Below are 20078 nucleotides of genomic sequence, written 5' to 3' on the forward strand. Positions count from 1 at the left end.
GGAGAAAGTTGTAAAGAGCAAAAGTATGGTTTTAATATATTTCTATCCAACCGAACCCTCCAATTTTAAAGCTAAAAGTTTATCTGCCTCAGATGCAAATTCCATAGGTAATTCATTGAAAACATCACTACAAAAGCCACTAATTAGCATTGAAACTGATTCTTCGAAATCAATTCCTCGACTTTGTAAGTAAAAAAGTTGATCTTCTGAAATCCTACAAGTACTAGCTTCATGTTCAATATTTGATTGAGGTTGTTTGGATTGAATATATGGATATGTATTTGCGCTGGCTTTGTCACCGATCAACATGGAGTCACATTGACTGTAATTTCGAGAGCCCTCAGCATTTGGGCTTATGGAGACAAGGCCTCGATAGCTATTCTTAGATTGTCCAGCACTGATACCTTTACTTACGATTTTTGATTTTGTATTTTTTCCTATGTGGATCATTTTTGTCCCAGTATCCGCTTTTTGACAATTATTAGTTAGTGCAATTGAATAAAACTCACCAATGGAGTTGTCTCCTTGTAGTACGCAACTTGGGTATTTCCATGTAATTGCAGATCCTGTTTCGACTTGAGACCAGCTTATTTTGCTTTTCTTTCCTCTACATTCTCCTCTTTTAGTTACGAAGTTATAGATTCCTCCAATTCCCTTCTCATTTCCTGCATACCAATTTTGTACGGTTGAATATTTAATGGAGGCATTATCGAGTGCGACAAGTTCAACAACAGCAGCATGAAGCGTATTGGTATCAAACATAGGCGCTGTACAGCCTTCTAGATAACTCACAGAGGAAGATTCTTCTGCGATAATTAAAGTTCGTTCGAATTGGCCAGTGTCGCCAGAATTGATTCTAAAATAAGAGGATAATTCCATTGGACATTCGATACCTTTAGGTATGTAAACAAACGAACCGTCACTGAAAACCGCCGAATTTAGGGCTGCAAAAAAGTTATCATTTATAGGAACAACTGTCCCCATATATTTCTCAATTAAATCTGGATATTCGCTAATTGCTTCACTAATAGAGCAAAATATTACTCCATGTTCGGCAAGTTTTTCCTTATATGTAGTAGCTATAGAAACGCTGTCAAATACAGCATCTACGGCTACATTAGATAATCTTTTCTGCTCACTAAGTGGTATTCCGAGCTTTTCAAAAGTTTCGAGTAGCTTAGGATCTACTTCATCCAAACTCTGCTTCTTGATGTCTTGTTTTGGCGCCGCATAATAAACTAAGTCCTGATAATCTACTTTGGAATAAGTTAATCCAGACCAGTCAGGTTCTTTCATTTTCAACCATTGTTCATAAGCTCTTAGACGAAATTTTAATAAAAAATCTGGCTCATTCTTTTTTTTGGAAATCAACCTAATAACTTCTTCATTTAATCCTTTTGGGATCTTTTCAGTTTCAATTTCAGTTATAAAACCATATTTATAAGGTTGGGAAACAATTTCTTCGACAGTATTAGTTTGGGTCATTTTATTTTGATTAAATCAAGTCTTAGTAGTGATTTTTTATTTCTGAAAAGTTTGGCTTTAAGATCCCAGAGAAGTGTCAATGATGACATTGGCAACCAATCATAGGATAAGAGTGTTTTGATAGTTGGATCGCCAACCTCATTCTAATTCAAATCACGGAGTAAAAACTCAGTTTTAAAAAAGTAGTTTTATCTTCTATTACCTTAAACCAAGATACTTAGAAACGTTTGAGTTTGTAATTTTGCTTGAATAAAATTCTAAATCTTCTCTAGATTACCCTAAGACCTTAAAATTATTTAAATAGCTATCTAAACCCTTATCAATGCTTAAAATAGAATTTACTGAATTTTTTTTAGTATTGATAATAGGTAATGAATTAGACTAGAATTATATTGAAATTTCAAAGAAACCTAGATGAAATCTATCAAAAGATAAATATTCTTTTAAACTTTGCAAGTGTTAGATGCTCCCTGCCAGTTAATGATGGAATCTATTTTTCTGGAGAATTTTGAAAAAAGTCCATTAAGTAGAGAGGATATTAATTTGATTGGATCGACCAGTCTTTCGACAAGTCAAAAGCATCATCTAAGAATGCTTTTACATTGCTTGGAGTGTTTTAAATCAATGAAAAAGGTTAATGATAAAGGTGGGATCCCTGATAAAGAGATTTGGCTTGAATGGTGTTTGGAAAACCCCCTGATGGTTGAGGATGATGAGTTTGTTCAGGTTTTATTTGAGCAATTTTCTGGAGCAGCTCTCCAATTAGAAAAATTGTCAAGTGCTTTAAAAATTGCTCCTTTGCATTTGACATTGAGAGAGCTAATTGATTCATATGAGGCTTGAGATCGTTCTCTTTGATCGATGAAAAATATGGATTTGACAAAGATGATCCCACAGAAAGCAGATCTTATAATTTTGAAAAATTTGGATTTATTCTTTTATTCAATTCGATTTAATTTTTTTCTTGGAAATTTTTTGATTGGACATGAACTCGTACTTTCTAGTGATTGCAAAGCTTTTTAGCTAACGATCCCACTGTTTGATCTTTTCTTGGAGTCAGTAGATGCTGACCACATCAACGAGAAGCGCACATTTCATCACATACTTATCGCACTGATCCCAAACAAAAAATGGAGGTTTATGGGCGTGACTTTTGATCAAGAATCCCTGTCACGTTTAACACTTCGTCAACTTCGTCTTAAGGCGAGTGAGTTAGGTATTCCTCTTTATAGTAGAAAATCAAAGGCTGATCTTGTTAGAGGTGTTTTTCTCTATGAAGAGAAAAAGGAATTAGAAAAACAGTTAATAAATGATGAAAACCAATCATCTGTTGAAACCACATATTCAAATTCTTCACAAACTAAAGTTGTATTTCTCCCTCGAGATCCGGAGTGGGCATATGTATTTTGGGAAATATCAGATTCGGATCGTGCCAATGCTCAAAATAAAGGAGCTAATAGGCTTTGTTTGCGTTTAGCTGACGTCACGCATGCAAGTAATGGAGAAGCCAACCCTGGAACTCTTCAAGAAGTTGTTGTTGATAGTCATAGTACCGAGTGGTATTTGCCTATCCCATTAGGAGGTAGAGATTACAAGGTTGAGCTGGGTTATCGAATTGGTCACAAATGGATGTCTTTAGCATTTTCTTCTTCAGCTAAAGTTCCCTCACTTCATCCAAGTGATCAAATTCTTGATCAATTTGTTCCATTTAGCTTGGAAGCACCAACCTCGACTTTTGAGCCTAAAGAAGAAAATTTGTCTTCTGACCAACCAGATAGTGGCCTTCACGAGCGTTTATATCAATCAGCGACTACAAAATTTAGAACTAGAAGAGTCGGTTCCGAAGAATTTCAAGAGGGGCCACAAGGTGATTTGAATGCAAATAATGAATCTGGTAGTGGCCTTTGGGCGAGTGGATTGAATGAATCTGGTATTGGAGTTGTTCCTCAAGCACGCTCTTTTTGGCTTATAGCTGATGCTGAATTAATTGTTTATGGTGCGACTGATCCCTCAGCTAAGTTATTTATTGAAGATGAAGAAGTTCCTCTTGCAAATGATGGAACTTTTAGATTACAAGTCCCATTTAGGGATGGAACTCAGAATTATTCAATAAAAGCAGTGGATAAAGGTGGAGTTGATTCAAGGAATATTACAATGAAATTTGAGAGATCTACTCCAGTTGATAATACAAATCCAAATTCCAAATCTGAATCAGAATGGTTTTGAAAATATTCTCAGTTAATTAATGGTTCGCTTCATTGTTGCTTTTACACCTTTGGTAGGAGCTATAGCTTTCCCTTTATTAATTCCTACTACGATTGAGCGCCTAGGATTAGGTCCTGGTGTATTAACTGCATTGATCTTAAGTACTCTTTGGTTTGTCGCTATGCTTCGTACTTCTGAAATGCCTCACTGAATTCACAGTGTTGCCATTTCATATTCGATTCATTTTTATATCATTCACTAATTTATTTTCAAAGTGTTTTCTACAGAATTTAGCAAACTTACAGTTAAGTTAAACTCACCTTTTACTGATCAGAAACCAGGCACTTCTGGATTAAGAAAAAGTACTTTACAGTTCGAAGAGGCTCATTACCTTGAGAGTTTTATTGAATCAATCTTGTGTTCTCTGCCTGGGGTAAAGGGAGGTGTTTTGGTTGTGGGAGGTGATGGTAGATATGGCAACAAAAGAGCGATTGATATTATTATTCGGATGGCAGCTGCACATGGAATTCAAAAAGTCATAACAACTGAAGATGGGATTTTGTCGACTCCTGCGGCTTCTAATTTGATTCGAATTAATAAAGCAATAGGTGGGATTATTTTATCTGCTAGTCACAATCCAGGTGGACTTGAAGGTGATTTTGGAGTCAAGCTAAATGCCTCAAATGGTGGACCTGCATCAGAATCTTTAACTGATCAAATTTATAATTACTCTAAGAATCTTAAAGAATATAAAATCATACAATGTCAATCAAATAATTCTTATTCACCTGGTAAATATAAATTATCTTCAATGATTATTGAGATCATTGATGGAATAGAAGATTACATAGATTTAATGAAGAAAATATTTGATTTTGATTTGATTAGTTCCTATATCAATGAAGATTTTCGGATCGTTTTTGATGCATTAAATGCTGTTACAGGCCCATATGCAAAGCGACTTTTTGTTGATCATTTAGGAGCTAATTCAGACACAGTAAGGAATGGAATACCTTTGGAAGATTTTGGAGGTCTTCATCCAGATCCCAATTTGACTTATGCAAAAGATCTTGCTGATTTGCTTTTAAAAGGGAATTTATTTTCCTTTGGAGCAGCATGTGATGGGGATGGCGATAGAAATATGATTTTAGGACGTGGTTGCTTTGTAAACCCCAGTGATAGCCTTGCAATTCTGGCTGCGAATTACGATTGTGTGCCAGGGTATGCCAATGGTTTATCTGGTGTTGCTCGTTCTATGCCGACGAGTTCAGCTGTAGATGTTGTGGCAAAACATTTAGGGATAAATTGCTTTGAAACTCCTACTGGATGGAAATACTTTGGTAATCTTTTGGACGCCAATCAAATTACTCTGTGTGGAGAAGAGAGCTTTGGGACTGGCAGCGATCATGTAAGAGAAAAAGATGGTTTGTGGGCTGTTCTATTTTGGTTGCAGATATTAGCGTCTAAGAAAAAGTCTGTTTCTGAGATAATGAGAAATCATTGGTTATTTTTTGGTCGGCATTATTATTCTCGTCATGACTATGAATCTATTTCATCTGAAGTTGCAAATTCTCTTTATTTCAGATTGAGCAATATGCTTCCGACTTTGATAGATAAATCTTTTGCTGGAAAGATAATTAAAAATGCTGATGATTTTAGCTATACAGATCCAATTGATGGTTCGATTACGCTTAATCAGGGTTTAAGAATTTTATTGGATGATGGTAGTCGAGTTTTATTGAGACTTTCTGGCACTGGTACTCAAGGAGCTACATTGAGGGTTTACTTTGAAAGTTTTGTTCCAAGTGATGGTGATATCACTCAAGATCCACAGTTGGCTTTGGATCCTTTAATTAAAAGTATTGATTCTCTTGCAGAGATTTCAAAACGAACAGGCATGTCCTCTCCAACTGTTATTACTTAAATCACAAACCTTCCAATTGGAAATCATCAAAAACTACTTTATAAGTTTTTTTTGCTTTTAAAGTAAAAAAAATTTTGTTTATTAGCTTTGGCCAAAGATCTGTTTGCTTTTAGCGGTGAACAGCTAATACAGAATAATGCCCCTTTAGCTGATCGCTTACGACCTCAAACACTTGATGAATTTGTTGGTCAAGATCACATTCTTGCTGAAGGACGTTTATTGAGACGTTCAATTGTTGCTGATAAAGTAGGCAATTTATTGCTTTACGGACCACCTGGAGTTGGTAAGACTACTTTGGCTAGGATTATTGCCTCAAATACACTATCTCACTTTAGTGTCGTAAATGCTGCCTTGGGTGGCATCAAGGATTTGAGATCTGAGATTGAAGCTGCAATAGATAGATTAAATAAATATCGTAAACGCACGATTTTATTTATTGATGAGGTTCATAGATTTAATACTGCTCAACAAGATGCGTTATTGCCTTGGGTTGAAAATGGAACTTTGACCCTTATTGGGGCAACTACGGAAAATCCATATTTTGAAGTAAATAAAGCGTTGGTAAGCAGATCTCGATTATTTCGGTTAAACAGTTTGAATCCAAAAGCATTACATCAATTACTGCAAAGGGCTTTGACGGATAAGGAAAGGGGTTATGGGTCGAAAGTAATCAATTTAGCTATTGAAGCTGGAGATCATTTGATTGATGTGTGTAATGGCGACGCGCGCGTTTTGCTTAATGCGCTTGAACTTGCTGTAGAGAGCACCGTTGCAAATCCAGATAGTTCAATCAATATTGATATCAAGATTGCTGAGGATTCAATTCAAGAAAGAGCAGTTTTATACGACAAAAAAGGTGATGCTCATTTTGATACGATCAGCGCTTTTATTAAGTCATTAAGAGGCTCGGATCCTGATGCAGCTTTGTTTTGGCTGGCTCGAATGTTGGAAGCGGGTGAAAATCCACGATTCATTTTTAGACGTATGCTCATCGCTGCAGGAGAAGATATTGGTCTTGCTGATCCCAATGCAATTGTCATAGTTGAGTCATGCGCTGCCGCTTTTGATCGAATAGGTTTGCCAGAAGGTATTTATCCTCTCGCTCAAGCAACCTTGTACTTGGCTTCAACTGAGAAAAGTAATAGTGTGAAGGCAATTTTTAAGGCAGTTCAGAAAGTTAAAGATTCCCAAAAGCAAAATGTTCCTTCTCATCTTAAAGATGCAAATCGAGATCAAGAAGCTTTTGGTGATGGAATGGGTTACTTGTATCCCCATTCATTTTCAAAAAATTGGATTTCACAGCAATATTTACCAGATAGTTTGCGAAATGAGATTTTTTGGGAGCCAACTAGTCATGGATGGGAAGGACTAAGACGATCTCTCTTGAATGAGAGAAGATCTGAACAGTTAGCTTCATTGGTTGAAGTTGAGCAACAAAATCCTTTAACTATCACATCTGGAAAAGTTGATGATGAGTTGCAGAAATGGTTATCTCGCCAAGTTTTTCAAGAGGGGGAACGCTTAAAAAACTTAATGACTAAATTATGGTCTGGTATTACTTGGAAAAAAAATCATAGAGTTTTAGTCTTAACTCCCAGTTCTTTGCTTTGGTCATTAAAGCCTTTAGTTGAGGTGTCTGAAGGTGGAGTTGTTTTGGCTGTATCAGAAGATAATCATCAAAGGTTATTAGCTGAATTAGAAGTTTTGGCTCCTATGGAGCGACCTGTTTTAATTGATTCACAAGTTGAATCAATTAAAAAATTAGAAGACAATCTCAAATTTGAGGTGATTGGAGGAAGGATCCCTTGGAAAGTTCTTTCTGAAACAAATTTTTCTAAATTGTGGCCGACTTTAACTGAAAAATGTACAGCGAATACAGAATTAAGTTTGATTATAAGTAACCCATGTTATGGCCCTGCTCTTTCTTTAAAGGAAAGCTTAGAAGTTTTTAGTAATAATAAACAGGCTGATTTTTCATTCTTGAGTGATTTAATTTGTAAAGAAAAGAAGTGGTTAAATAGTCAAGATTATAAAAAGAAATTTATTTTACAATTAGAAAAATTAGGTTGGGATATTTCTCTTGAAGAATGGACTGAGTTTGTATATCAAAAAGTTGATAGCTCTATAATTAATAGGTGGTTTAATCAAGGAAGTCAGTATCAAGAAATTATTCTAAAAAATTCTGAGGAAGAAACATTGAATAGATTAAAAAAATTATTTAAAAGATTGGATGGCCTTACTATAAAACAGAAGCTTATACATACTAAGTTGCTGGCTAAAAATAAGAATTAATTAAGGCAAATTATTGGTTTATTTGTTACTGAATCTCCATCTAATGCAATTGCAAAAGCCCATTTGTCATGATTTTGTTCGTAAACTTTTACTTTGAGTCCAAGTTTTTTATGATATGCAAATGATGATTTATTTTTCCAAATCCATTGATTTATATTCGTTGCTATTTTTCCACTTTGCCATTTGATTGCGGCTTCTTTTATCACCCATCTTTTTAGCACTAGTTCTTGAGCTTGGCTTGGCGTCAAACTTTCTATTTCGCAATTTTCATATTGGTTGAAAAAACGTTTTGATATTTTGCGAGCTTGAAACTGTCTATCCTTTCTTTCTATGTCTACCCCAATTTTTGCTGAAGACCAACCTATTAATAAAGCATCAGAGCAATGACTCATGCTGATATGACCCAATCCTTCAGCCAATAAAGGTGGTTTGCCTGGATCAGCTTTAAGAGGTATCTCAAGAGGTTCTAAGCCTGTCATTTTGGAAATGGCTTGTCTAAGACAGCCTCTGGAGAAGTGGTAAATAAACGCTCTCTTTGGTGCTAACTTTTTAACCCATTCTTTTTCTTCAGTACTTATTGGTAAAAGTTTTGAAGGCATCAAAAAAAGCCAAAGACCTAGTACGCTTTTATTGTTTATTTGAGTTGTAATCATGACTCTCTGTATAGGCGATTCTGCACCAGATTTCACTCTCCCTAATCAAGATGGTATTGATACCAGTCTCTCATCATTCAAAGGATTGAGAGTGGTGATTTACTTTTATCCAAAAGATGATACCCCTGGATGCACGAAGGAAGCTTGTAGCTTTAGAGATAATTGGGAACTATTTAAATCGAACAATATTCAAGTTTTAGGTATTAGTAAAGATGCCTCAAAATCGCATATAAAATTTATTGATAAACATAAATTACCTTTTACACTTTTAACTGATAGTGAACCTTGTCCTGTCGCCTCTTTATATGAAAGTTATGGCTTAAAGAAGTTTATGGGTAGAGAGTATTTTGGAATGATGAGACATACTTTTGTTATAGATCAAGAAGGGAAAATCGAATTGATTTACTTGAAAGTAAAATCAGAAAATATGGCTAATCAGATTTTAAGTGATCTTAAATTGAATTGATACGTTGGTCCACATCAATCAATCCTTCTAAAACCAGATTTGGAGAATGATTTATATTAATATTTTTATTTTCAAGTTCACTTAATATTATTGGTGCATCACCTCCGCACATCCATATTGGTAAATTTGTCTCTTCAAAAATTTTCAAAATAAATCCTATTAATCCATTCATTGAGCCTCTTATCATTGCATTATTAGTCTCGTATTGAAACGTTTCATATGGGATTGTTTGAACAATAGGAGTTTTTAAATTGAATGCACCATTTGCCATCGATGATAATTGAAGTTTGAAGCCTGAAATTAATTGACCGCCGGCAAATTCTCCTTTTTTTGTTATTTTCGTGACGCTTAGGATTGTCCCTGCATCTATAACGATTAAACCTGGTTCTTTGCTTTTTAAAGATGATTGCTTTTTAAACGCACTCCATGCAGCTAGAGCTCTGTCAATTCCTAAATTAGAAGGAAGATTGTGTAGAGGAATATTATCTAATATTATCTTTTTTTTAGTACATAATTTAATATCTTCAGGAACGGGACCTACTGAGGCCCAAGTTAATTTAGAATAATCTTTATTTTTAAATTTTATGGGGTTTGGAGAGGTATGAAAATATTTCCAATCTTCTTTGGTCTTTGATGCCCAATGCCATCTTGTATTACCAATCATTAAGTAATTTTTTTCTAAAAACACTAGCTAGATTCCTTCTCCCAAAAAATTATTTTCATCAACATGAATCCCACACTCTTCACTCACCCCTCCAAATCTGGTTGATCTTCCTTTGGAATTATTATTTTCAGCTTCGCTTGAATGCCAATCCCCAACAGAAGAATAGCCTTTTTCAAATAAAGGGTGTTGAGGTAAATCGTTATTTTTCATGTAATAGAAAATATCTTTTTTAGTCCAGTTTAAGAGAGGTCGTAGAGTTAAACGTTCTCTAATGTAATCAATATGAGACATGGATTCTCTATTTTTGGTTTGACCTTTACGAACTCCGCTAGCCCAACAAAGAGCGCGGAGTTCTGATAAGGCATTCTCTAAAGGTTCAATTTTTCGTATTTGGTGATATTTATTTAGATCTTTTAGTTCGCCAGTTTCCCAAAGTTTTCCATACAATGCTTCCATCCTTGCGGGAGAGATAGGGCTTTGGGCCACAATTAAATCTAATTCGAATAGTGTTGTTAGTTCTTCTGCATAGTTATAAGTTTCTTCAGGTAGATAACCCGTATCAATCCATATTACCCTTGGTTTTTTTCTAGATTTTAAAGCCACCGTCATATGCAGTAATACAGCAGATTGGATTCCAAAACTGGTTGTTAAAACAAATTTCTCGTCAAATTTCTCATAGGCCCATTGAAGTTGATCTTGTGCAGAAAGTTTTTCAAGATATTTACTTGTTTCATCAATTGATTTCACCAGAAAAGGTTGAGCAAATTTAGTTGATTCTCTCAAATCACTGGTGTAATTGTCTTGGGATTCTTTCTGCATGTTTGAGAATTTAATGCCGAATCGGTCAAAGTTTGTTTAGGGTCTTTTAAATCATCTTAAATCTTGTCCCTATGGACTTGAACAATTTAAAATCTGACCCCATAGTTGTTGTAGGTGGTGGCTTTGGAGGACTGGCTACTGTTCAAGCTTTGTTAGCCAAGTCAGATGGAACCTTGGTTATTTTGATTGATAAAGGTAATAGATTCCTTTTTAAGCCATTGCTCTATGAGTTATTAAGCGGTGAGCTTCAATTATGGGAGGTGGCACCTAAGTATTCTGATTTAGCTTCAGAATTAGGATTTATCTTTTTACAAGAATGTGTCGTTGAAATTGATGAAATAGAACAAAAGTTAATTACCTCATCTGAGATTGAAATATCTTATTCTCAACTTGTTATTAGTACAGGAGTAACAACTGATTATTCCTTGCAAAAAAATTTACAAGACTATGCTTGTAGCTTTTCTAATTTAAATGACTTACGAATAATTAAAAAGTTAATAACTAAAATAAATAATTCTTCTGAATATACCAATCCTATAGTGATTGCTGGAGCTGGTCCAACTGGCGTTGAGCTTGCATGTAAAATTTCTGATTTAATAAAAGATCGGATTGAAATATATTTAGTTGATAAAGGAGAGAAAATTCTACCTGCCTGTAAATCATTTAATAGAGAGAAAGCAATCGATGCAATAGGTAAGAGAAATATTAGAGTTTATTTAGACCATTATATAAAATCTGTTGATAAAACTTTTTTAGAACTTTCCAGTACTGATAATCAAACAAATAATTGCATGAAAATTGATTATTCTACTTTAGTATGGACTGCAGGCTTAAGACCTTGTAAATCAAAATTCGTAAATACTTTTTTGAATAAAAATCATAAGATAAAAGTAAATGAATTTATGCAAATGGATGAATATCAAAATATTTTTTTCGTTGGAGATATCACATTTTATGAAAATGACCCTTTCCCCTCTTCCGCTCAAGTTGCAATGCAGCAAGGTTCTTTAGTAGCTCAAAATATTCTTAATTTAAGAAAGGGAAATGAACTGAAACCATTTCAATTTGAAGATCTTGGAGAAATGTTGAGCCTTGGCATTGGCAATGCATCTATTACTGGATATGGAATGACCTTGGCAGGACCCATTGCATTTGAAATTAGGCGATTAGCATATTTAATAAGAATGCCAGGCTTTCTTCTATCGTTTAAATCCTCTTGTTCATGGTTATTTAGTAAAAAAATAATTAATCGTCTATTTTCCCAATCTCCTTAGCTCCTTTACGCAGTAGTCTTGAAATTAATACTTGAACACAGTCAGTTTGAAAAGTTATTAATTAAATAATATGAATGAGATATTAACTGTTTTTGAGAATCCAAAAGCTGTCATAACTTTGGCAGTTTTAATTAGTGCAGTTTTTTTATTCATAAGTAGTGCTCTAGCCCCTGAATTGACTGGACTTTTGAGTGTTGCACTATTAATGGCAACAGGAGTTCTTTCGCCTCAAAAAGCATTGGCTGGTTTTGGAAGCCCTGCTTTGATTACATTGATGGGCTTATTTGCTGTCTCTGCTGCACTTTTTAAAAGTGGAGCTCTTGATCGTTTAAGAGAGTTAATTGCTTCTGAAAGTATTCGAACTCCACGTAGGTTGATAGCTTTACTTGGATTGGTTGTTGCTCCTATTTCAGGAGTTGTTCCTAATACTCCCGTGGTTGCCTCGCTTTTACCCGTTATTGAGGCTTGGTGTGTAAAGCGAAAATTATCTCCTTCTCGTGTTTTGTTGCCACTATCTTTCGCAACGGTCTTGGGTGGCACTTTAACTCTTTTAGGGAGTTCAGTAAATTTGTTGGTGAGCGATATTAGCGATCAACTTGGCTATGGTCCTTTTGATCTTTTTACTTTTACTGCAATAGGTATACCCATATGGTTGTTTGGAACAGCGTATATGTTGTTCGCTCCTCAATCTCTTCTACCTGATAGAGGAAGAATCAGTTCAGAGTATGGAGGTAGTTCTGATCAGACTGGCTATTTTACCGAAGTTACAATTCCTTCTGGTTCTGAATTGGTTGGGAATTCCCTGAGAAATAGTCGCTTACAAAGAAGATTTGATGTCGATGTTTTAGAAATACAGAGAGAAAATGAAAGACTTTTACCACCTCTAGCTGATCGAATAATTCAATCTTATGATCGCTTGTTGATAAGAATTACGCGCTCAGATCTTTTGCGTTTAAAACAAGAACATACAGTTCAATTAACAAAAAATTTAAACACTGAAAAGAATTTTTTTCTATCTAATACTGATGAAGGCCAACAAACTGTAGAGGTCCTTTTGCCAGCTGGCTCAACCTTGGCTGGAGCGAGTTTGCGAGAACTTCGATTTAGGCAAAGGCATAATGCAACTGTTTTAGCTTTAAGACGAGGGCAGCAAACTGTTCAAGAAAGATTGGGACAAGCAATTTTAAGAGAGGGGGATGTATTACTTCTCCAAGCACCCAGAGATTCAATTAGAGGATTGCAAGATAGTAATGACCTTCTCGTTTTAGATCAATTTGATAATGATCTACCAACTGTTACGAGAAAACCAATAGCAATTGGTATTGCTATTTCTATGTTGATTCTCCCTTCACTTACTGACTTGCCTTTGGTTGCTTCGGTTTTATTGGCTGTAATTGGGATGGTTTGGGGTGGATGTTTAAGGCCCGCAGAGGTTCAAAGATCAATTCGACTTGATGTCATTCTTTTGCTTGGATCTCTTTCTAGTTTTAGTGTCGCAATGCAAAACACAGGTATTGCTGACGCTTTTGCAAATATTTTAATTTTTATATTGCAAGACTTATCTAATTATTCCGCTTTACTAGTGATTTTCCTCTCTACTACAATATTTACTCAATTTGTCAGTAATGCTGCTTCAGTAGCTCTTTTGGCGCCAATTGCTGTTCAATTGGCGCCAAGTATGGGATTGCCTCCTTTGGCTTTATTGATAACAGTTCTTTTTGGCGCTAGTCAATCTTTTCTGACTCCAATGGGTTATCAGACAAACCTTATGGTATTTGGTCCTGGGCGTTATAAGTTCTTAGATGTCACTAAATACGGAGCTGGTTTGACTATCTTGATGACGTTTCTTGTCCCAGGGTTGATTTTGTTAAACTATGGTAATTCTTAAAATATGTTGGATATGATTATTAATTTAGAAAAAAATTCAAGGTTTTCTTTTGATTTTGATTATTTAATCTTTTCAGAATTAGTCTCTATTTTTTGTTAAAAAAGTGAGCATTAGGCAAGAAACTTACAGAAGGCTTACGGTTCCACAGTTCACAGTGGTAACGGGTTTACTTGTGATTACTTGTGGAACATTATTATTAGCTTCACCTCTATGTTCTAATGCAAATGTAGGCTTGTGGGAGGCATTATTTACGGCAACTTCTGCTGTTACTGTGACGGGATTATCTATTATTGATATAGGAATAGATTTGACATTTTTTGGGCAAGTAATTTTAGCGATTATGTTGTTAACGGGGGGTCTTGGCTTAATGGCTATTACTACATTTTTACAGGGCTTTATTGTGAGTGGAACCGAATTGAAAACACGTCTAGATAAAGGAAAAACTCTTGATGAATTTGGAGTTGGTGGTGTAGGAAGAACATTTCAAGGGATTGCGATCACAGCATCTATTCTTATTTTTCTAGGTGCTATTACTTTATATTTTTTTGGTTTTAATAATATAACTAGCTCAAGTCAAAGGATTTGGGCATCAATTTTTCATAGTATATCTGCTTATAACAATGCTGGTTTCAGTTTATGGTCAAATAGCATACAAGATTATAGAAGCAATTGGGTAGTGAATTTTGTTTTAATTACTTTAATCATTCTTGGTGGTTTTGGATGGAGAGTAACTAATGACATTTGGATAAATCGTAGATCTTTAAAATTAAGAAACTTAAGTCTTCATACACGTTTGGTAATTAGATCATCTTTTATATTAATTTCTTTAGGATTCTTTGGATTGATTTTTACTGAATCATTAGCTAGGGGTAGTTTCTTTTCGTTAATTAATTTTGATGATCGTATTTTAACCGCTCTATTTACTTCTGTAAGTGCAAGAACTGCAGGATTTACTAATCTGCCAATATCAATTGAGAGTGTCTCTGATTCAGGTCTTCTGTTGATAATGTTTCTTATGTTTATTGGGGCCAGTCCAGGTGGCACTGGAGGAGGAATTAAGACTACAACTATTGCTGCATTAATGGCTGCTACAAGAGCAACCTTGCGTGGCCAAAATGAAATTATTATTCGTAATCGTCAAATATCTGACAAAGTAATTCTTAAAGCAGTTGGTATCACGGTTGGTTCATTTTTATTTGTGTTGATTATGGCCCTATTATTAAGTTTGAGTAATGGATTCAATAGTGGAGAGAATTTTTCATTTTTAGAAATGCTTTTTACTTGTATTTCTGCCTTTGCAACTGTAGGTTTTGATCTTGGCGTGACCTCTAAGCTAGGACACTTAGGTCAATTAATTCTGATTATTGGGATGTTTGTTGGCAGACTGGGCATCCTTTTATTCTTGAGCGCTTTGTGGCAAGCTCTTAATAAAAGCAAGCTTCAACATCGAAGTCGAATTGGTTATCCGAGGGAGGATCTCTATGTTTAAGGAGGATAAATCATGAGTGATTGGTGGCAGTGGTCTCCCATAAAAGCAAACCAGAAACTTGGGTTTGCTGTAGTTGGAATTGGTCGTTTTGGAAGTGCTGTGTGTAGAGAGCTATTGAGAAATGGTGCTGATGTTTTGGCTGTTGATTTCTCAGAGAAGGCCATAGAGGAATTACGTCAACTCGAGCCAACAATTGAAGCGAGGGTGGTTGACTCAACGGATGAAGAGTCGATGAAAGAGGCAGGTATTCTTGAAATGGGGACTGTAGTAGTAGGTATTAGTGAGCCAATTGAAGCAAGTATTACGACAACTCTTATTGCTAAAGACACAGAGGGAAGTTTAGTGAAGCAGGTTATTGCTAGAGCAACAAGTGATCTGCATGAAAAAATGCTGAAAAGAGTTGGTGCTGATCGTGTGGTATTCCCTTCAAGAATGCAAGGAGAAAGATTGGGCTTGGAATTGGTTAGACCTAATCTGATTGAAAGATTAGAACTCGATGATAAAACAGGTATTGATGAGATTAAAGTGCCTGAGGTATTTGTAGGTCGTTCTTTACGAGATTTGAATCTTAGAAAAAATTATTTTGTCAATGTCTTAGCCGCTGGTCCTGCTCAATTACTCACGGTTAATCCTCCAGCTAAATATATATTGGAAAAAGACCATGTTCTTGTAGTTATGGGTTCAATGGAAGATCTTCAAAAGCTGCCTCAAATTTAATTTATGCGGGTATTGGGTTTGATGAGTGGTACAAGTGCAGATGGAATAGATGCAGTTTTAGTTGAATTTAAAGGGGATCCTTCAAAGCCAAAATGGCAAATTTTAAATACTGGTTCTTATGAATATCCATCTTCAACTAGAAACAAAATTATAAAAGTTGGTCAAGGATTACAAATTAGTAGCAAAGATTGGCTTGAGTTGGCTGAGGAAATTACTGAATTGAATGCCAAAGCCGCAAGGAGGTGTGATCCTTTTGCTACTGCAGAGGTTGTTGGATGTCATGGTCAGACAGTTTTTCATAGAAGTGCAAAAAACTGTAGAAGAGGAGGAAGTCTTCAAATTCTTTTAGGACCATTACTTGCTCATCTTTTAGGTCAAAGTGTTATTTATGATTTCAGGTCAAAGGATATAGCTTCAGGTGGGCATGGTGCTCCTTTAGTGGCTTTAGTAGATGAAACTTTAGTTGGACGATTATATGGATGGAGAGGGATTCTTAATCTTGGTGGAATTGCAAATCTCACTATTATTCCACCAAAAACTGGAATTGATAAAAATTCTGAATGTTTAGGATGGGATTGTGGACCGGCGAACTCTCTAATTGATTTGGCAATTCAAGAAAGTACTAAATCATCATTAAAGTTTGATCACAACGGATCTTTGGCATCAGTTGGGATCCCTAATTCAAATATTATCAAAAATTGGTTGAAGGAACCTTTTTTTCATATAGAACCTCCCCGATCTACAGGAAGAGAGCAATTTGGTTCTCAAGATTTAAAAAAAAGAAAAAATGAAGCTGGTAATTTATCACTAGAAGATTTACTTTCAACCCTAACTCAATTTACTTCATCAATAATTTCTCAAGATTTAGAAAATCTTTATAGGAGTAAAAAAATACGTTTGATTGAGCTTTTAGTTGCTGGAGGTGGAGCTAATAATTTATTTCTAATGAACCAATTAGAGAAACAATGTTGTGGTGTTCGTATCCGCAAAATAAATGAAATAGGTATTCCTTCTCAATATAGAGAGGCTCTTGTATTCGCAACTTTATCCTGGTGGAATTTGGTAGGGAAAAAAGTTAATCCTAAGTACATCACAGGAGCAAATAAATCTTTATTGTATGGAGTTAGAGTTGATCCTTAATATTGATTTAATTAAACATTAATTTCTTTTAAATCTTAATCTTTTTGGAATACCTTTTAATCTTTGTGTTTTTTGTTTTTCTAATGCATTTATAAAATTTTGAGTTTTAGTGTTTTTCTTTTCTAATTCATTAGATGATGAATTCTCTATCAACCTGTGACGCTTAATTCCTTCCTGAATTAACACTTTGGCCATATTGCTCACAGTTCTAGATTCTTGTTCTGCTAATTCTGATAATTTCTCACATAAATCTTCTGGCAGCACAACTTGGATACGAGGAGATTTTTGCTTCCCGTTACTTGAATGTTGACGAGTAGCCATGTGGATAAAGAACTACCAGTTACTTAATAGTGTACACTTATACGTATGGGTAGTATCCTTGTGTATGATACTTGCCTTACCGGCCTCCTTTGCCTTGTCAACCTTTACTTGAATTTTCTGATTAACAAGGAGTATTTCATGTCTAAGCCATCTCTTCCAAAAACATCTAAAACACTTTCATCACGTGTTGTTGTAGAAAAAGGATCTGTAAAACGTTCAAGAAGGAATAGTCGTCGAAATGGTACGAATGGAGATGTTTTAATTTCTGCTGTTGTAAGTTCTTATTTATTGACTCATTTACACCACGTTTTACAGAGAGCTGAATACGGGGCTTGTAAAGAGGGAAGATCTTCACACGCTGCAAACTTTGCTCAACTACGTAAAGTCCTATGTATGGACGCAAGAAGTATGAAAGATGCCTCTGCTTTGGGTTTGAAGGAAAGTGATTTAGATAAATGCAATGAATCAAATAGTTTCCAGACAAAAGTTGCTTAATTGAATATTCTCTTAATTAGTTAATTATTTTCTTATGAGCAGCAATGCTGCAGAGCTTTATAAGCTTATAAATTCAGATCCAAATAAAAAACAAGATCTTTTTCGTCAAGCGCTTCAAAACCCCAAAGGTGCTATGCAAGCCATATGTGCACTTGGAAATGAAGTAAACTTGCCAGTTACTTCAGAAGAGGTAAAAGAATATTTATCAACCATTGATGATTTAGAGACTAAACAATGGCTAATTAAAGCTAGGGGCGGATTGTGATTCATTCTTTAATGTTGAGGGAATTTCTAATGAATCTTGCTCATTATCTTTAATCCCTCTGCGTTCATAGCCACCTCCACCTGCCATTGTCCAAAAAAACCAATAACTAGGAATTGCAAGAGCGGCTGCGAGAACTAAAGCAGTAATTTGTTCGAGTCTTAACATGGCCCTTGCTTTCATAATGTAATTTAAACCAGTTACCACCTTTTAAAGCTAGATGATTGAAGGTAATTCACATGAGGTTTTTTTGTAGTGTTGCGACTTGAGAGAATTAGTAAGATTTATCCCACTGGTGAGGTCTTGAAGGACGTTACTTGGGAAATAAAAATTGGAGAGAGAATTGGGCTTGTTGGAGTTAATGGAGCAGGGAAATCGACACAATTAAAAATTATTGCAGGATTCGAAGAAGCTACTGATGGGGCATTAATTACTGAAGGAAATCCATCTATTGCATATTTAAAACAGGAATTTGATGTTGATGTTACTAGAACTGTAAGAGAAGAGTTATTTGAGGCATTTAAAGAAGCATCTGAGTTGCTTCATAGTCAAAAACTAATTCAAGAAAAAATGGAATCTGAATTGGCTTCTAAAAATGTAGATTACCTGGATTCACTTATTAAAGAATTAAGCCTTATTCAAACCAAATTTGAATCAATAAATGGTTATGATTTGGAGTCTAAAGTTGAAAAGCTATTACCTACTATAGGCTTTAATCAAATAGATGCAGATAGATTAGTTGGAGATTTTTCTGGTGGCTGGCAGATGAGAATAGCTTTAGGCAAGATTCTCCTTCAAAGTCCTGATTTATTGTTATTAGATGAGCCTACTAATCATTTAGATTTAGAAACTATTGAATGGCTAGAGAAATATTTAATTAATCAGAAAGTTGCAATGGTAATAGTTAGTCATGACAGATCTTTTTTAGATAAAGTTTGTAATAAAATTGTTAATACAGAACGAGGTCACTCTAAAAGTTATCTGGGAAATTATACATCATATATTCAACAGAAAGATTTTGAATTTGAATCAACAAAAGCAGCTTATGAAAAACAGCAAAAGGATATGCAAGTACAAAAGGCATATATAGAAAGATTTCGAGCAAGCGCTACTAGAAGTACACAAGCAAAAAGTAGAGAAAAATTATTAGATAAAGTTGAGAAAATAGAAGCACCTGAAAACTTTTTAAAAGGTCCTTTTTTTAAATTCATGGATGCTCCTCGTTCTGGAAAGGATGTATTAAGCATTGAGGATTTAACTCATAGTTATGAAGATAATATTTTATTCTTAGAAGCTTTCTTAGAGGTTGAGCCTGGTGAAAGAATAGCTTTTTTGGGACCAAATGGTTCTGGAAAATCTACTTTACTAAGATTAATTATGGGTTTAGAGGAACCTGATGAAGGATCTATTCAGATTGGTAAATATAATATCTTTCCTAGTTATTTTGAGCAGAATCAAGCAGAAGCTTTGGAATTAGATAAAACAGTAATTGAGACAATTAGTCAATTTGTACCAAGCTGGACTCAAACAGAGATAAGATCTTTGTTAGGTAGCTTTGGCTTGACTAACGAATCTGTTTTTAAGGATGTCAGTCAAATAAGTGGAGGAGAGAAAGCACGACTTGCTTTGGCATTAATGATTATTAAGCCATCAAATTTATTAATTCTTGATGAACCTACAAATCATTTAGACATACCTTCAAAGAATATGTTAGAAAAGGCATTAATTAATTATGATGGTACTGCATTAATAGTTTCTCATGATCGATATTTTATTTCAAAAGTTGCTACTAAAATTGTTGAAATAAGAGATGGACAACTAATAAAGTATCAAGGTGATTATAAATATTATAAAGAGAAAAAAATGGAAGAAAAAGTAAAAAAAGAAGAAGAATTAAAATTGGCAGAACGTGAAAAAAAAAGATTAGCTAATCGAGAGAAACAACGTAAAAAGAAAAAAAATATCTAATGATAAAATTTATAAA

General features: G+C 34.8%; 20 protein-coding genes. 14 read left to right on the forward strand and 6 right to left on the reverse strand.

The window, feature by feature from the left end; genetic code table 11:
- Window positions 1-42: 42 nt before the first annotated feature.
- Window positions 43-1485 (reverse strand): Fe-S cluster assembly protein SufB, encoded by a 1443-nt coding sequence (sufB, locus tag AC6EJB_RS08575; RefSeq protein ID WP_498490976.1) that lies wholly within the window; start codon window positions 1483-1485, stop codon window positions 43-45.
- 456 nt (window positions 1486-1941) lie between these two features.
- Between sufB and AC6EJB_RS08580 the strand changes: the two genes are divergently transcribed.
- From AC6EJB_RS08580 to AC6EJB_RS08600, 5 genes are all read left to right on the forward strand, one after another.
- Complete coding sequence (locus AC6EJB_RS08580) at window positions 1942-2328, forward strand: NDH complex assembly factor CRR9 (RefSeq protein WP_498493002.1); 387 nt, start codon at window positions 1942-1944, stop codon at window positions 2326-2328.
- A 303-nt stretch (window positions 2329-2631) separates the two neighbouring features.
- Entirely contained in the window at window positions 2632-3711 is a 1080-nt protein-coding gene (locus AC6EJB_RS08585) for a DUF4912 domain-containing protein (protein WP_498493004.1), read from the forward strand.
- 19 nt (window positions 3712-3730) lie between these two features.
- A complete protein-coding gene (locus AC6EJB_RS08590; RefSeq protein WP_498490977.1) occupies window positions 3731-3901 on the forward strand; it encodes a DUF8677 family protein in 171 nt (56 codons plus the stop codon).
- 63 nt (window positions 3902-3964) lie between these two features.
- Window positions 3965-5614 (forward strand): alpha-D-glucose phosphate-specific phosphoglucomutase, encoded by a 1650-nt coding sequence (locus tag AC6EJB_RS08595; protein WP_498490979.1) that lies wholly within the window; start codon window positions 3965-3967, stop codon window positions 5612-5614.
- Window positions 5615-5701: 87 nt separating this feature from the next.
- A complete protein-coding gene (locus AC6EJB_RS08600) occupies window positions 5702-7906 on the forward strand; it encodes an AAA family ATPase (RefSeq protein WP_498490980.1) in 2205 nt (734 codons plus the stop codon).
- Here the strand turns inward: AC6EJB_RS08600 and AC6EJB_RS08605 are convergent.
- Complete coding sequence (locus AC6EJB_RS08605) at window positions 7903-8505, reverse strand: 4'-phosphopantetheinyl transferase family protein (protein WP_498490982.1); 603 nt, start codon at window positions 8503-8505, stop codon at window positions 7903-7905. The two genes, AC6EJB_RS08600 and AC6EJB_RS08605, sit on opposite strands and share 4 nt — an antisense overlap.
- Window positions 8506-8557: 52 nt before the next feature.
- On the opposite strand from AC6EJB_RS08605, the gene bcp reads away from it, so the two are divergent.
- A complete protein-coding gene (gene bcp / locus AC6EJB_RS08610) occupies window positions 8558-9025 on the forward strand; it encodes a thioredoxin-dependent thiol peroxidase (RefSeq protein WP_498490984.1) in 468 nt (155 codons plus the stop codon).
- Here the strand turns inward: bcp and AC6EJB_RS08615 are convergent.
- A complete protein-coding gene (locus AC6EJB_RS08615) occupies window positions 9012-9713 on the reverse strand; it encodes a type III pantothenate kinase (protein ID WP_498490986.1) in 702 nt (233 codons plus the stop codon). The two genes, bcp and AC6EJB_RS08615, sit on opposite strands and share 14 nt — an antisense overlap.
- A 3-nt stretch (window positions 9714-9716) precedes the next feature.
- Window positions 9717-10508: a phosphoadenylyl-sulfate reductase gene (locus AC6EJB_RS08620; protein WP_498490988.1), complete on the reverse strand. Its 792-nt coding sequence runs from the start codon at window positions 10506-10508 to the stop codon at window positions 9717-9719.
- Between the two features lie 71 nt (window positions 10509-10579).
- Between AC6EJB_RS08620 and AC6EJB_RS08625 the strand changes: the two genes are divergently transcribed.
- The 5 genes from AC6EJB_RS08625 (at window position 10580) to AC6EJB_RS08645 (ending at window position 17016) form a co-directional block, all read left to right on the forward strand.
- Window positions 10580-11782, forward strand: a complete 1203-nt coding sequence (locus AC6EJB_RS08625; RefSeq protein ID WP_498490990.1) for an NAD(P)/FAD-dependent oxidoreductase — start codon at window positions 10580-10582, stop codon at window positions 11780-11782.
- A 70-nt stretch (window positions 11783-11852) separates the two neighbouring features.
- Window positions 11853-13670: an SLC13 family permease gene (locus AC6EJB_RS08630; RefSeq protein ID WP_498490991.1), complete on the forward strand. Its 1818-nt coding sequence runs from the start codon at window positions 11853-11855 to the stop codon at window positions 13668-13670.
- 103 nt (window positions 13671-13773) lie between these two features.
- Entirely contained in the window at window positions 13774-15159 is a 1386-nt protein-coding gene (locus AC6EJB_RS08635; protein ID WP_498490993.1) for a TrkH family potassium uptake protein, read from the forward strand.
- 12 nt (window positions 15160-15171) lie between these two features.
- Window positions 15172-15876: a potassium channel family protein gene (locus tag AC6EJB_RS08640; RefSeq protein WP_498490995.1), complete on the forward strand. Its 705-nt coding sequence runs from the start codon at window positions 15172-15174 to the stop codon at window positions 15874-15876.
- A 3-nt stretch (window positions 15877-15879) separates the two neighbouring features.
- Window positions 15880-17016, forward strand: coding sequence for an anhydro-N-acetylmuramic acid kinase (locus AC6EJB_RS08645; RefSeq protein WP_498490997.1), 1137 nt, complete (start codon window positions 15880-15882; stop codon window positions 17014-17016).
- Between the two features lie 18 nt (window positions 17017-17034).
- Here AC6EJB_RS08645 and AC6EJB_RS08650 read toward each other — a convergent pair whose 3' ends face one another.
- Window positions 17035-17337: a ribbon-helix-helix domain-containing protein gene (locus AC6EJB_RS08650; RefSeq protein WP_498490999.1), complete on the reverse strand. Its 303-nt coding sequence runs from the start codon at window positions 17335-17337 to the stop codon at window positions 17035-17037.
- Between the two features lie 138 nt (window positions 17338-17475).
- Here AC6EJB_RS08650 and AC6EJB_RS08655 point away from each other — a divergent pair, with 138 nt between their 5' ends.
- Complete coding sequence (locus AC6EJB_RS08655) at window positions 17476-17832, forward strand: DUF8682 family protein (RefSeq protein ID WP_498491001.1); 357 nt, start codon at window positions 17476-17478, stop codon at window positions 17830-17832.
- 34 nt (window positions 17833-17866) lie between these two features.
- Window positions 17867-18097 carry a DUF8665 family protein gene (locus AC6EJB_RS08660; protein ID WP_498491002.1) on the forward strand — a complete coding sequence of 77 codons (231 nt, stop codon included), beginning with the start codon at window positions 17867-17869 and terminating at the stop codon, window positions 18095-18097.
- Here AC6EJB_RS08660 and AC6EJB_RS08665 read toward each other — a convergent pair.
- Window positions 18071-18262, reverse strand: a complete 192-nt coding sequence (locus AC6EJB_RS08665) for a hypothetical protein (RefSeq protein WP_498493007.1) — start codon at window positions 18260-18262, stop codon at window positions 18071-18073. The genes AC6EJB_RS08660 and AC6EJB_RS08665 overlap by 27 nt on opposite strands.
- An 87-nt stretch (window positions 18263-18349) precedes the next feature.
- On the opposite strand from AC6EJB_RS08665, the gene AC6EJB_RS08670 reads away from it, so the two are divergent.
- A complete protein-coding gene (locus AC6EJB_RS08670; RefSeq protein WP_498491004.1) occupies window positions 18350-20062 on the forward strand; it encodes an ABC-F family ATP-binding cassette domain-containing protein in 1713 nt (570 codons plus the stop codon).
- Window positions 20063-20078: the final 16 nt, after the last annotated feature.

This window comes from Prochlorococcus sp. G4PB17, from assembly GCF_059772445.1.